This is a genomic window from Jiangella anatolica (assembly GCF_003236295.1).
In the GTDB taxonomy this organism is placed as follows: Bacteria; Actinomycetota; Actinomycetes; order Jiangellales; family Jiangellaceae; genus Jiangella; species Jiangella anatolica.
Window position 1 is genome coordinate 26,911 of the sequence record NZ_POTW01000037.1, and the last position, 12,846, is coordinate 39,756.

A 12,846-nucleotide genomic window follows, 5' to 3' on the forward strand; every position below is an offset into this window, starting at 1 on the left:
CGGCCATCAGCCGTGCGACGATGCTTCCTCGATGACAGTGCCCAGCGACAACGACAGCACGTCGGCCGACGAGATCGTGGTCGACGAGCCGCCGCTGCCTCCGCGCGCCCGGCGCCCCGCCGACGTGCTGTCGCTGCTGATCGTCAGCGGGGTGCTGACCGGCCTGGTCGCGATGTCGATCGTCGCCGAGCGGACCATGACGTCGATCACGGCCGACCTCGCCGACCTCAACACGCGGGTGCCGGGCAGCATCGTCGGCATCATCGACTTCGCCGCGAACCTGGCCGGCGTCGTCATCCCGATCGGGCTGGTCGCGGTGCTGATGATCCGCGGCCGGGTCCGGACCACCGTCGAGCTGCTGCTCGCCGGCGTCACCGCCTCCGTCGCCGCCGCGCTCGTGTCGGAATGGCTGTCCGGGCCGGCGCCGCAGCGGCTGCAGGACAGCCTGGTCCCGGTGGTCGACGGCATCGAGGGCACGCCGGTGCCCGCCTACCCCGCGCTGCTGGTCGCCGTCGTCACCGTCGTGTCGCACCTGGACGTGAAGCGGCTGCGGCAGGTCGCGATCTTCGCCATCGCCGGCACCTACGCCGTCCAGTTGCTGCAGGGCGACGCGACCGTCGGCGGCCTGCTGATCGCGACCAGCATCGGCATCGCGGCCGGGCTGCTGGTGCGCATCGCCGGCGGTCAGCCGTCGCTGGCGCCGAGCGGGCAGAAGATCGCCGCCACCCTGGAGGCGGCCGGCTACCAGCTCAAGGCGCTGCGCGCGGATCCGTCCGGCGAGTACCGGCGGCTCACCGCGGAGACGCCCGAGGCCCGGTACAGCGTGCTGGTGCTGGACCGCAACCACGAGGGCGCCGGCACCATCGCCCGCGGCTTCGACCGGCTGCTGACCCGCGAGGAGGTGCTCCCGCGGCAGACGCTGACGCTGCGCGACGCCATCGACCGGATCGCGCTGCAGTCGTTCGCGGTGGCAAGGGCCGGCGCCCGCACCCCAGGGCTGCGCACCGTCCTGCGGGTCGACGGCGACTCTGCCGCGCTCGTCTACGACTACGTCCACGGCACCGCGCTGAGCGAGCTCACCGCCGACGAGATCAGCGACGAGATCCTGACCGACCTGTGGCGCCAGCTCGCCGACCTGCGCCGCAGCCACGTCGCGCACCGCCGGCTGTCCGGGCGCACCATCATGGTCGACGACGACGGGCACGTCTGGCTGCTCAGCCCGTCCGGCGGCGAGCTGGCCGCCAGCGACGTGGCGATGCGCACCGACCTCGCCCAGGCGCTCACCGCCACCAGCATCGTCGCCGGACCGGATCGCGTCGTCGACACCGCGCTGGACGTGCTCGGCCCCGACGTCGTCCGCTCGGCCATCCCGCTGCTGCAGCCGGTCGCGCTGACGCCGGGCACCCGGCAGCAGGTCAAGGGCCACCGCGAAGTGCTGATCCGGCTGCGCGACCGCCTGGTCGACCGGCTCGGCGCGCCGGCCGAACCGGTGCGGCTGCAGCGAATCCGGCCGTTGTCGCTGCTCACCGGCGTCGGCACGGTGGTCGCGGTCTACCTGGTCGGCACCCAGCTGTCCGATGTGTCGTTCAGCGAGTTGTGGGAGCGCACCGACTGGCGCTGGCTGATCCTCGCGGTCGGCCTGATGTTCACCAACTACCTGACGATGGCGCTCGGGCTGCTGGGCTTCGTGCCGGAACGGGTGCCGTTCTGGCGGGTCGTCGGCGCGCAGGTCGCGCTCAGCTTCCTGCGGCTGATGGCGCCGACGACCGTGGGCAACGTCGCGATGAACATCCGGCTGCTGACCAAGTCCGGTGTCGCGGCGCCGCTGGCGGCGGCCAGCGTCGCGGCCAACCAGGTCGCGCAGGTCGCCATCACGTTCCCGCTGCTGGCGGTGATGGCGGTGATCTCCGGGCGCACGGCGCTGCCGGGCCTGCCGTCGTCGAGCACGCTGATCGTCGTGCTGGGGCTGCTGCTGGCCGCGGCGGTCATCGCGATCATCCCGCCGGTGCGGTCCCGGCTGCGCACGCTGTGGAGCGACTTCGCCGAGCGCGGCCTGCCCCGGCTGCTGGACGTGCTGTCCGACCCGCGGAAGCTGGCCATGGCGGTCGGTGGGATCGTCGGCCAGACGGCGAGTCTGGTGCTCTGCTTCTACGCCTGCCTGCTGGCGGTCGGCGAGACGGTGAACCTGGCCGGCCTCGCCGTCGTCCAACTGGTCGGCAACACGCTCGGCATGGCGGTGCCGACCCCCGGTGGCCTGGGCGCCGTCGAGGCCGCGCTCACCGCCGGCGTCAGCACACTGGGCGTACCGACCACCGCGGCGGTGACGTCCGTGCTGGTGTTCCGCATCGTGTCGTTCTGGCTGCCGATCCTGCCCGGCTGGGTGCTGTGGACCCAACTGCGACGGCGCGACCTGCTCTGACTCGCGGGTCGTCGCCATGAGCGGGCCGGGCGCATGCGACGATCGGTCTGCGATGACGGAGACGACCGAGGCAACGCGCGCGCGGCCGGCCCCGGCCGCGAAGATCGTGGTCGAGGAGCCGCCGCTGCCGCGTCGTACCCGCCGGCCCATCGACGGGCTGCGGCTGGTGTTCGTCCTCGTCCTGATGACGGCGCTGGCGGCGCTCGCCGTCGTGGCCGAGCGGACGCTCACCAGCCTGACCGCCGACCTCGCCGCGCTGAACCGCGTCGTCCCGAGCGGCCCGGTCGACTTCATCGCGCTGGCGTCGGAGCTGGCCAGCCTGCTGCTGCCGCCGGTGCTGGTGTTCCTGCTGATGGTGCGCGGCCGCATGCGCACGACGGTCGAGCTGCTGGCCGCGGGCGCGCTGGCGTCGATCTCGGCGGCGCTGCTGTCGAACTGGCTGGCCGGGCCCGCGCCGGAGCGGCTGCACGACACGTTCGTCCCGGTGGTGAACGGGTTCGACGGGACGGCCGTTCCGGCGATGCCGACACTGCTGATGGCGATGATGACAGTCGTGTCGCGGCTGCAGCTGCCGCGGATCCGGCAGGTGGCGGGGTTCGCGATCGCCGGCAGCTTCGCCGTCTGGCTGTTCCAGGGCGAGGTGACGGTCGGCGGCCTGCTGGTCTCGCTCGGCCTCGGCCGTGCCGTCGGCCTGCTGGTCCGGCTGGTCAGCGGTCAGCCGTCGCTGGCGCCCAACGGCCACAAGGTCGCCGCCGTGCTGCGCGACAACGGCTACGACGTCACCGCGCTGCGCGCCGACCCCGTCGACAAGTACCGCCGCTACATCGCCGAGAGCTCGCAGGGCGCGCTCGGCGTGCTGGTGCTGGACCGCGACAACGACGGCGCCGGGATCGTCGTGCGCACCGCCGACCAGATCCGCACCCGCGAGGAGGTGCTGCCGCGGCAGATGCTGACGATGCGCAACGCCGTCAACCAGATCACGCTGCAGGCCCTCGCCGTCTCCCGGGCCGGCGCCCGCACGCCGAAGCTGCGCAACGTCCTGCGGATCGGGTCCGACGCGGCCGCCATCGTCTACGACCACGTCCCCGGCACGATCCTGGCCAAGATGCCCGCCGACCAGGTCACCGACGCGATGCTGGAGGACCTGTGGCGCCAGCTGGGCCGGCTGCGCAAGAACGAGGTGGCGCACCGGCGCATCTCCGGGCGGACCATCCTGGTCTCCGACGCCGGCAAGGTCTGGCTGCTGGACCCGTCCGGCGGCGAGGTGGCCGCGCCGGAGCTGGCGATCCGGGCTGACCTCGCCCAGGCGCTGGTCGGCTGCGCCCTCGTGGTCGGCGTCGAGCGGACCATCGAGACCGCGATCCGGGTCCTCGGCCGCGACGTCGTCAGCGCCGCGATCCCGCTGCTGCAGCCGGTGGCGCTGGCCCGGTCCACCCGGCTGGACCTCAAGGGCCGCCGCGACGTGCTGACGAAGCTGCGCGACGGGCTGGTCAGCAGCACGGGCCAGGAGCCCGACCAGCCGGTGCGGCTGCAGCGGCTGCGGCCGTTGTCGCTGCTCACCGGCGTCGGCGCAGTGTTCGCCGTGTACCTCGTCGGCACCCAGCTCTCCGACGTGTCGCTGACCCAGCTGTGGTCGCAGACCGACTGGCGCTGGCTGTTCATCGCGATCGTGCTGATGTTCACCAGCTACATCGGCGCGACGTTCGCGCTGCTGGGGTTCGTGCCGGAGAAGGTGCCGTTCTGGCGCGTCCTCGGCGCGCAGGTGTCGCTGGGCTTCCTGCGGCTGTTCGCGCCGGCCACCGTCGGCGTCGTCGCGATCAACATCCGGGTGCTGACGAAGGCGGGCGTGGCGGCGCCGCTGGCGGCGGCGAGCGTCGCGGCGAACCAGGTGGCGAACGTCTCGATCACGTTCCCGGTGATCGGCATCCTCGGCGTCGCGTCCGGCTCGTCGGCGGCGCCGGACATCGACCCGTCGCTGAACACGCTGATCATCGTGCTGATCGTGCTGGCGGCGGCGGCTGTGCTGGCGCTGATCCCGCCGGTGCGGCTGCGGCTGCGGGCGCTGTGGAGCGACTTCGCGCAGCGTGGCCTGCCGCGGCTGCTGGACGTGCTGAGCAACCCGCGCAAGCTGCTGGTGGCGCTGGCCGGGATCGTGCTGCAGTCGGCCAGCCTGATCTTCTGCTTCTACACGTGCCTGAAGGCGGTCGGCGGCGCGGCGAACCTGGCCGCGATGGCCGTCGTCCAGCTGGTCGGCAACACGCTCGGCATGGCCGTGCCGACGCCGGGTGGCCTGGGCGCCGTCGAGGCCGCCCTGACCGCGGGCGTCACGACGCTGGGCGTCAGCGCGACGACGGCGGTGACGGCGGTCCTGGTGTTCCGCATCGTGTCGTTCTGGCTGCCGATCCTGCCCGGCTGGGTGCTGTGGACCCAGATGCAGCGCCGCGAGATGCTCTGACCGCTCTCAGCGGTGCAGCACACCGACGCCGGGGGTGAACGTGTCGATCTGGTGCTCGCCGGTCTCGTCGTAGACCGGGATCGGCCCGGGCGACGGGCCCTCGGTCAGCGGGAGGTCGGCGGTGCGGACGTAGCCGGGCGCGCCCATGTCGCCGGTCGCCTTCACGAACCCGTGCAGCTCCGGCCAGCTCTCCAGGACGACGGCGTTGTAGCGGGACACCGGGTCGACGTCGTAGTACCGCAGCGCGACGGGGTCGGGCGCGGTGCCGGCCAGCAGCTCGGCGATCTCGTCCGGCGACTCCCCGGCCAGCGCCGCCCGGCCCGGCGTCTCCGGGCCGGACCCCTCGGGCACGTCGTCGTCGCCGACCGCAAGGACGGCGTGCGGCGCGATGGGGGCCCAGGCCGGCGGGCCGTCCTCCTCCGGCGTCAGCACCAGCACGGCGAGGTAGCGCTCCCCCACGTCGACCGGGACGCCGAACTCCACCGGCTCGCGGTCGCCGTCGTCGACCGACCAGCCGCCGGTGCCCCAGCTGACCTCGCCGGGCAGCGCCGGCGCGCCGTCGCGCGACCACAGCACGTCGCCGACGTCGGCGCTCACCTCACGCGGGACGTAGCCGTTCCCCTCGGGCTCGCCCTCGAGCTGCTCGAACGCCAGCTCGCGCTCGTCGATCACCTCGACGTAGGCGACATGGTCGGCGTAGGAGACCCAGTCGGTCAGCGTCTCGCACGGCAGCCGGCAGTCGATGGTCGCGGTGGCGTCGCCGGACGAGCCGGGGTCCGAGCCGCAGCCGGCCGCCGTCGCCACCAGGGCGAGGACGGCCGGCAGGCGGCGCATGGGATCAGTACGAGGGCTGGGACGGGTCGATCTGGTTGACCCACGCGGCGACCCCGCCGCCGACGTGGACGGCGTCGGCCAGGCCGGCGCCCTTGACGACGGCCAGCGCCTCGGCCGAGCGCATGCCCGACTTGCAGTGCAGCACCACCTGCTTGTCCTGCGGCAGCTTCGTGAGCGCCTCGCCGGTGAGGAACTCGCCCTTCGGGATGAGCACCGCGCCGGGGATGCGGTTGATCTCGTACTCGTTCGGCTCGCGCACGTCGACCAGCAGGAAGTCGCGCTGACCGGCCGCGCGCTCGTCGAGCCAGGCCTTGAGCTTGACGACCGAGATGGTCGCGTCGGACGCGGCCTCCGCGGCCTCCTCGCTGATCGTGCCGCAGAACGCCTCGTAGTCGATCAGCTCGGTGATCGGCGCGGCGGTCGGGTCCTTGCGGATCTTCAGCGTGGTGTAGTTCATCTCCAGCGCGTCGTAGATCATGAGCCGGCCCAGCAGCGGGTCGCCGATGCCGGTGATGAGCTTGATCGCCTCGGTGACCATGACCGAGCCGATGGACGCGCACAGCACGCCCAGCACGCCGCCCTCGGCGCACGACGGGACCATGCCGGGCGGCGGCGGCTCGGGGTAGAGGTCGCGGTAGTTCGGCCCGTGCTCGGCCCAGAACACGCTGATCTGGCCCTCGAACCGGTAGATCGAGCCCCACACGTACGGCTTGCCCAGCAGCACGGCGGCGTCGTTCACCAGGTAGCGGGTGGCGAAGTTGTCGGTGCCGTCGAGGATGAGGTCGTAGCCGGCGAAGATCTCCAGCACGTTGTCGTTGTCGAGGCGCGTCTCGTGCAGGACGACGTTGACGTACGGATTGACCTCCTTGACGGAGTCGCGCGCCGACTGCGCCTTCGACCGGCCGATGTCGGACTGGCCGTGGATGATCTGACGCTGCAGGTTGGACTCGTCGACCTCGTCGAACTCGACGATGCCCAGCGTGCCCACGCCGGCCGCCGCGAGGTACAGCAGCGCCGGGGAGCCGAGCCCGCCCGCGCCCACGACCAGCACCTTCGCGTTCTTCAGCCGCTTCTGGCCGTCCATGCCGACGTCGGGGATGATGAGGTGCCGGGAGTAGCGGCGGACCTCGTCGACAGTGAGCTCCGCGGCGGGCTCCACCAGAGGGGGCAGGGACACGATCGGCTCCGTCAGGTCGTGGCGTGCGTGCTTTCTCCGCTCAACGGTGCCACGGACGGCGGCATTCCCCGCCCCGGTGTTCGACTGGTGGACGCCGATGTCCGGATCCTGGACGCGTCGCGGACGAACTCGCGGATGATCCCGGCGACGGCGGCGGGGTGCTCCATCATCGCGACGTGCCCGGTGTTGGGCATGTAGACCAGCCGGGCGTACCGCAGCGCCCGCCGCCACCGGGTGCGGCCCCACGCGCCGACCAGGGCGTCGCGCGCGCCCATGATGACCAGCGTGGGCCGCAGGATGTGGCTGGCGGCCCGCCAGGCCGACTCGCGTCCGGGCCGGGTGTAGTGCCGCACGATCGAGCGCAGCGCCTGCAGCAGGACGGTGTCGGCATACGGCCGGCTCATCCACTGGTCGCGCTGCTCCGCGGCGAACGTGAGCTCGGCCATCGGGATCACGGCCACGTCGGCGAACAGGATGGCGGCGAGTCGCTCGGCCTGCTTCTCCGGTGCGACGTACGCGGCCGACCGGATGATGCGCTCGCCCAGCCACGGCACCGCCATGACGGCGGTCGCCTGCGCCGCCCACGGCAGCCGGTACTGCGGCATCGCCGGTGACACCAGGCTCAGCGTCAGCACCAGGTCCGGCCGCGAGGAGGCGACGTAGGTGCAGATCATGCCGCCGAGGGAGTTCGCGACCAGGTGCACCGGCCGGTCGAACGTCTCGAGGAACGCGACGACGTCGGCGACGTACTCGGCGACGGTGTGATGGTCGCCGGGCGGCGACTCGCCGAAGCCGGGCAGGTCGATGGCCCATTGCGCGGCGTCGTCGTGCAGCTCGCGCATGAGCGTCGTCCAGTTCGTGGACGAGCCGCCCAGTCCGTGGACATACACCAGCGGGGTGCGGTCGTCGCCGTCCCCGTCGCCCTCGGGCTCGGTGTGGCGGACGAACACGCGCCGCCCGGTCGAGAGCGTCAGGTGCTCCCCGGGCCAGGCCTCGATCCGTTCCACCCTCCGATGTTGGCACAGAAGGGGCTGAGGAAATGCTGAGCGGGTACCGTCGATGAGAGACACGGGTCCGGGAGGTGCACAGTGACCGAGCGCCGCAGCCACGACGATCCCGAGGTCGCCGAGGGCGACCTGACCGAGCAGCACCGTCCCCTCGTCGACGATCCGGACGATTCCGGCGACGACGTCCCGGCCACGGTTCCGGATGGCGTCGACCCCGCCGATGCGCAGGAACAACGCCAGCCGGTCGGGTACGACGAGGACGACTATCGCTGAGGGTTCGGGGCCGGGAACGATACGATCCCGACATATATCCAATCCGAGGAGTGCCGTGACGACCGTGCCCGCCATACCGGCCCGCGGCATCCGCATGCCCCGTGACCAGCGCCGGGCCCAGCTCCTCGGCGCCGCCCGCGAGGTGTTCGTCGCACAGGGCTACCACGCCGCGGCCATGGACGACATCGCCGACCGCGCCGGCGTCAGCAAGCCGGTCCTCTACCAGCACTTCCCGGGCAAGCTCGAGCTGTACATCGCGCTGCTCGACGCCAGCAAGAACGAGCTGCTCGAGATCCTGCACCGGGCGATGGCCTCCACCGACGACAACAAGCAGCGCGTCATCGCCACCGTCAACGCCTACTTCGAGTTCGTCGACAACGACAACGGCGGCTACCGGCTGCTGTTCGAGTCCGACCTCCCGAACGAGCCGGCCGTCCGCGAGCGGCTGGACCGGCTGACCGAGCTGTGCTCGCAGGAGGTCAGCCAGATCATCGCCGACGACACCGGCCTGCCGCCGCAGGAGTCGAACCTGCTCGCCGTCGGCCTGGTCGGCATCGCCCAGGTCACCGCGCGGTACTGGCTGTCGTCCGGCGCCGGAATCCCGCGCGCGGCCGCCGCCGAGCTCGTCGCCGCCCTCGGCTGGCGTGGCATCCGCGGTTTCCCCAAGCGCGACGGCTGACGATTACGCTCGCGGCGCACACGGCGTCGCGTGCGGAATGGCCTGGACTAGCCTTGCGGTTGACCAACACACCGACAAGCAGGTTCCTGCGCCGAGGGGAGACGAGAGTGGCCGTGGAGGTCAAGATCGGCGTGCACAACGCCACCCGGGAGCTGGTGCTCGAGAGCGGTCAGTCGCCCGAGGAGATCGAGCGAGTGGTGCGCGACGCCATGACCGACAAGGAAGGGCTGCTCGACCTCACCGACGAGCGCGGCAAGCGGGTGCTCGTCCGCACCGCCCACCTCACCTACGTCGAGATCGGTGAGCCGGTCGAGCGCCGGGTCGGTTTCGGCACCGTCTGATCGTCCGCCCCGGAGGGTCTCGCACCCTCCGGGGTTCTCGGTTCGCCCCAGTTAGGTCGACAGGCCGAGCTTGGTCATCCGGTCGCTGTGCTTCTTCGTGATGCGCGCGAACAGCTGACCGATCTCGGCGAGATCCATGCCGGGGCGGTCGACGCCGCCGACGAGCAGGACCGCCAGCGCGTCCCGGTCGACGGCGACGCGCTGGGCCTGGGCGAGGGCTTCGCCGACCAGGCGGCGGGCCCACAGCGCGAGCCGGCCGGCCAGGCGGGGGTCGGCGTCGACGGCCTCGCGGACCCGGCCGACGGCGAAGTCGGCGTGCCCGGCGTCGGCCAGCACCTCGAGCACCAGCTCGCGGGTCGCCGGGTCGACGGTCTCGGCGACCTCGCGGTAGAAGTCGGCCGCCAGCCCGTCGCCGACGTAGGCCTTGACCAGGCCTTCCAGCCAGTTCGCCGGCGCGGTGTTGGCGTGGAACTGCTCCAGCGGCGTCCGGAACGGCGCCATCGCGTCGTCGACCGGCGCGCCGAGCTGGTCCAGCCGCTCGCGGATCCGCTCGAAGTGATGGAACTCGGTGACGGCCATGCCGGCCAGCGCGGCCTTGTCGGCCAGCGTCGGCGCCAGGCCCGCGTCGGCGGCCATCCGCTCGAACCCCATCAGCTCACCGAGGCCCAGCAGACCGAGCAGATCGACGACGCCGGCCCGGTAGGCGGGGTCCTCGAAGGCGTCACTCGCGGTCACGATCGCAACGATAACGGCGTGGCGCCGATGACGGTGAACAGCACTCCAATCGACTTGCCGTTACACTGGGCGATGGTATAGATGGCGTCCGGGCGAAACGGGCGCCCCCTGGGGACGAACCGGACGTCCGTACGCGATACCACGCGGCCTCTGGGCCCGCCGGCTAAGTCGCCGGCGCGCGGCCCGGTTGGCGCGTCGCGTGCACGCCGTCTCGCGGCCTCGGGGTCCTGCGACGAATGAGGCGAGACGCCCTGACAACCTTCACCGAGCTGGGTGTGTTCCCACCCATCGCCGAGGCGCTCGAGCGCGTCGGCATCACCGAGGCCTTCCCCATCCAGGAGATGGCCATCCCGGTGGCCCTGACCGGCAACGACCTCATCGGTCAGGCCCGGACGGGCACCGGCAAGACGTTCGCGTTCGGCATCCCACTGCTGCAGCGCATCGTCGCTCCCGGCGACCGCGACTACGGCCTGGCCAACGAGCCCGGCAAGCCGCAGGCGCTGGTCGTCACTCCCACGCGCGAGCTGGCCGTCCAGGTCAACGGCGACCTCACCACCGCCGCGGCCGTGCGCAAGGTCCGCATCGTCACGCTGTACGGCGGCCGCGCCTACGAGCCGCAGGTCAACGCGCTGACCAAGGGCGTCGAGGTCGTCGTGGGCACCCCGGGCCGGCTGCTCGACCTCGCCGCCCAGGGCCACCTCGACCTCAGCCATGTCAAGGTCCTCGTCCTCGACGAGGCCGACGAGATGCTCGACCTCGGTTTCCTGCCCGACGTCGAGAAGCTGATCGCACTGACGTCCGAGCTGCGCCAGACGATGCTGTTCTCGGCCACCATGCCGGCCGCCGTCATCGGCCTCGCCCGTCGCTACATGCGGCACCCGGTGAACATCCGGGCCGAGGCCCCCGACGACACCCAGACGGTGCCGACGACGGCGCAGTTCGTCTACCGCGCGCACCAGCTGGACAAGGACGAGATGGTGGCGCGGCTGCTGCAGGCCGAGGGCCGTGGGCTGGCGATGATCTTCAGCCAGACCAAGCGGGCCGCCCAGCGGATGGCCGACGAGCTCCGCGATCGCGGCTTCGCCGTCGCAGCCGTGCACGGCGACCTCGGCCAGGGCGCGCGCGAGCAGGCGCTGCGGGCGTTCCGCAGCGGCAAGGTCGATGTGCTGGTGGCCACCGACGTCGCCGCCCGCGGCATCGACGTCGAGGGCATCACCCACGTCGTCAACCTCACCTGCCCCGAGGACGAGAAGGCCTATCTGCACCGCATCGGCCGCACCGGCCGGGCCGGCGCCTCGGGCGTCGCCGTCACGTTCGTCGACTGGGACAGCCTCACCCGCTGGAAGCTGATCAACGACGCTCTCGACCTGCCCTACCCGGAGCCGGTCGAGACGTACTCCAGCAGCGAGCACTTCTTCCACGATCTCGGCATCCCACCGGGCACGAAGGGGACGCTGCCGCGGTCCGAGCGGACCCGGGCCGGCCTGGAGGCCGAGCAGCTGGAGGATCTCGGCGAGACCGGCAAGAGCCGCAGCCGGCAGCCGCGGGCCCGCCGTGAGGGCGGTCGTCGCCGCACCCGCGGCGGCGAGTCGTCGGGCGGCGGGCACGGCCGGTCCGAGGCCCGCGCCGAGCACCGTCCCGACGAGGAGTCCCGGCCCCGCCGGCAGCGCTCCCGGCGCCGTACCCGCGGCGGCAAGTCCGTCGACGACGGCGCCGGCGGCGGCCACGCGCCCGAGGCGGACCCGACCGCCACGCCCTGACGGGCAGCTGACGATCGCCCCGGGCGCCGGGGCGATCGTCACACCACGCCCACCCAGCGGTGGTACGCGTCGAGATCGACGTTGCCGCCGCAGACGATGGTGGCGACGTGCCGCCCGGCGAAGCGGTCGCGGTCCTCGAGGATCGCCGCGACGCCGAGCGCGGCCGACGGCTCCACGACGAGCCCGGCGTGCTCGAGCAGGACCCGCATGCCGGCGGTGATCGACGCCTCCTCGACGAGGACGGCGTCGTCGGCCACCGCGAGCAGGTCGTCCAGCACGGCCGGGATCGGACGGCGCCCGGCGACGCCGTCGGCGATCGTGTCGGTGGACTCGGTGGTGACGACGCGCCGCTCGCGCCACGACAGCGTCATCGCCGGCGCGCCGAGCGGCTGGACGCAGATGACCTCGACACCGGGCGCGAGCGCCTTCAGCACGTGACCCACGCCGGTGGCCATCGCGCCGCCGCCGAGGGCGATCAGGACGGCGTCGAACGGCGGCGCCGCGTCCACCAGCTCCAGGCCGATCGTCGCCGCGCCCTCGCACGTCTCCAGATCCTGGCTGTCCTCGACCAGCCGGATGCCGTCGTGCCGCGCGATGGCCGCCGCCCGCTCGCGGGCCTGGTCGAAGTCGCCGTCGACGAGCTCCAGCCGGGCACCCAATGCGCGGATGCGCTCGAGCTTCGCCGTGGGCGCGAACCGCGAGGCCACGACGGTCACGTCGAGCCCGCGGCGACGACCGGACCACGCGAGGGCCTGGCCGAGGTTGCCCGCGCTGGCGCACACCGCGGCGCCGGCGCCGTTCGCCGCAAGCAGGCTCGCGACCACCTCGGTGCCGCGGCCCTTGAAGCTGCGCACCGGGTTCGCCGTCTCGAGCTTGACGCTCACCGCGCAGCCGAGGTCCGGTTCCATCGCCTCGCAGCGGTACAGCGGTGTGTCGAGGAAGAGCGGATCGATCATCCGGCGAGCCGCCCGGATCCGGGCGAGGTCGAGGCGCGTCTCCAGCACGTCGTCGAAGCCTAGCCGCGAACGTGCGAAGAGGTCCGGTGACCCCACGGGGGAGGGGGTCACCGGACCCCTTCGGTCCAGTGCGCCTTCCGATGCCCGCCGGCGCAGGGGTGGTGTGACCTCGGGGTGGAGGGTGCCGACGGTCATCGGAAGGCCACACGG

At 72.5% G+C, this 12,846-nt stretch carries 11 protein-coding genes; 6 read left to right on the forward strand and 5 right to left on the reverse strand.

Going from position 1 to position 12,846, the window contains the following annotated elements:
* The first annotated feature begins 31 nt into the window (after positions 1-31).
* Entirely contained in the window at positions 32-2,419 is a 2,388-nt protein-coding gene (locus tag C1I92_RS16425) for a flippase-like domain-containing protein (protein WP_158564161.1), read from the forward strand.
* A 52-nt stretch (positions 2,420-2,471) separates the two neighbouring features.
* On the forward strand, positions 2,472-4,874 hold the full coding sequence (locus C1I92_RS16430; protein WP_158564162.1) for a lysylphosphatidylglycerol synthase transmembrane domain-containing protein: 2,403 nt from the start codon (positions 2,472-2,474) through the stop codon (positions 4,872-4,874).
* A gap of 6 nt (positions 4,875-4,880) precedes the next feature.
* Here C1I92_RS16430 and C1I92_RS16435 read toward each other — a convergent pair whose 3' ends face one another.
* The 3 genes from C1I92_RS16435 to C1I92_RS16445 are packed head-to-tail and all read right to left on the reverse strand — an operon-like array spanning position 4,881 to position 7,892.
* Positions 4,881-5,708 carry a hypothetical protein gene (locus C1I92_RS16435; protein ID WP_111255731.1) on the reverse strand — a complete coding sequence of 276 codons (828 nt, stop codon included), beginning with the start codon at positions 5,706-5,708 and terminating at the stop codon, positions 4,881-4,883.
* A gap of 4 nt (positions 5,709-5,712) precedes the next feature.
* On the reverse strand, positions 5,713-6,885 hold the full coding sequence (gene moeZ / locus C1I92_RS16440; protein ID WP_111255732.1) for an adenylyltransferase/sulfurtransferase MoeZ: 1,173 nt from the start codon (positions 6,883-6,885) through the stop codon (positions 5,713-5,715).
* Between the two features lie 11 nt (positions 6,886-6,896).
* On the reverse strand, positions 6,897-7,892 hold the full coding sequence (locus tag C1I92_RS16445) for an alpha/beta fold hydrolase (protein ID WP_158564163.1): 996 nt from the start codon (positions 7,890-7,892) through the stop codon (positions 6,897-6,899).
* 81 nt (positions 7,893-7,973) lie between these two features.
* Here C1I92_RS16445 and C1I92_RS33850 point away from each other — a divergent pair, with 81 nt between their 5' ends.
* The 3 genes from C1I92_RS33850 (at position 7,974) to C1I92_RS16460 (ending at position 9,185) form a co-directional block, all read left to right on the forward strand.
* Positions 7,974-8,165 (forward strand): hypothetical protein, encoded by a 192-nt coding sequence (locus C1I92_RS33850; RefSeq protein ID WP_111255733.1) that lies wholly within the window; start codon positions 7,974-7,976, stop codon positions 8,163-8,165.
* Positions 8,166-8,259: 94 nt separating this feature from the next.
* Complete coding sequence (locus C1I92_RS16455) at positions 8,260-8,844, forward strand: TetR/AcrR family transcriptional regulator (protein WP_369124108.1); 585 nt, start codon at positions 8,260-8,262, stop codon at positions 8,842-8,844.
* Positions 8,845-8,957: 113 nt separating this feature from the next.
* On the forward strand, positions 8,958-9,185 hold the full coding sequence (locus C1I92_RS16460) for a DUF3107 domain-containing protein (RefSeq protein WP_111255735.1): 228 nt from the start codon (positions 8,958-8,960) through the stop codon (positions 9,183-9,185).
* A gap of 51 nt (positions 9,186-9,236) precedes the next feature.
* On the opposite strand, the gene C1I92_RS16465 is transcribed toward C1I92_RS16460, so the two are convergent.
* Positions 9,237-9,932 (reverse strand): ferritin-like fold-containing protein, encoded by a 696-nt coding sequence (locus tag C1I92_RS16465; protein WP_111255736.1) that lies wholly within the window; start codon positions 9,930-9,932, stop codon positions 9,237-9,239.
* 224 nt (positions 9,933-10,156) lie between these two features.
* Here C1I92_RS16465 and C1I92_RS16470 point away from each other — a divergent pair, with 224 nt between their 5' ends.
* The gene (locus tag C1I92_RS16470; RefSeq protein ID WP_111255737.1) at positions 10,157-11,680 is read left to right on the forward strand and encodes a DEAD/DEAH box helicase; all 1,524 of its coding nucleotides are present in this window, start codon (positions 10,157-10,159) and stop codon (positions 11,678-11,680) included.
* A gap of 38 nt (positions 11,681-11,718) precedes the next feature.
* On the opposite strand, the gene C1I92_RS16475 is transcribed toward C1I92_RS16470, so the two are convergent.
* Positions 11,719-12,684 carry a threonine ammonia-lyase gene (locus C1I92_RS16475; RefSeq protein ID WP_111255738.1) on the reverse strand — a complete coding sequence of 322 codons (966 nt, stop codon included), beginning with the start codon at positions 12,682-12,684 and terminating at the stop codon, positions 11,719-11,721.
* Between the last annotated feature and the right edge of the window lie 162 nt (positions 12,685-12,846).

What these genes read in the sequence shown, in the direction of transcription:
- C1I92_RS16425 (WP_158564161.1), top strand. Translation starts at nt 32, where the DNA reads ATGACAGTGCCCAGCGACAACGACAGCACGTCGGCCGACGAGATCGTG.
- C1I92_RS16430 (WP_158564162.1), top strand. Translation starts at nt 2,472, where the DNA reads ATGACGGAGACGACCGAGGCAACGCGCGCGCGGCCGGCCCCGGCCGCG.
- C1I92_RS16435 (WP_111255731.1), bottom strand. Translation starts at nt 5,708, where the DNA reads ATGCGCCGCCTGCCGGCCGTCCTCGCCCTGGTGGCGACGGCGGCCGGC.
- C1I92_RS16455 (WP_369124108.1), top strand. Translation starts at nt 8,260, where the DNA reads ATGCCCCGTGACCAGCGCCGGGCCCAGCTCCTCGGCGCCGCCCGCGAG.
- C1I92_RS16470 (WP_111255737.1), top strand. Translation starts at nt 10,157, where the DNA reads ATGAGGCGAGACGCCCTGACAACCTTCACCGAGCTGGGTGTGTTCCCA.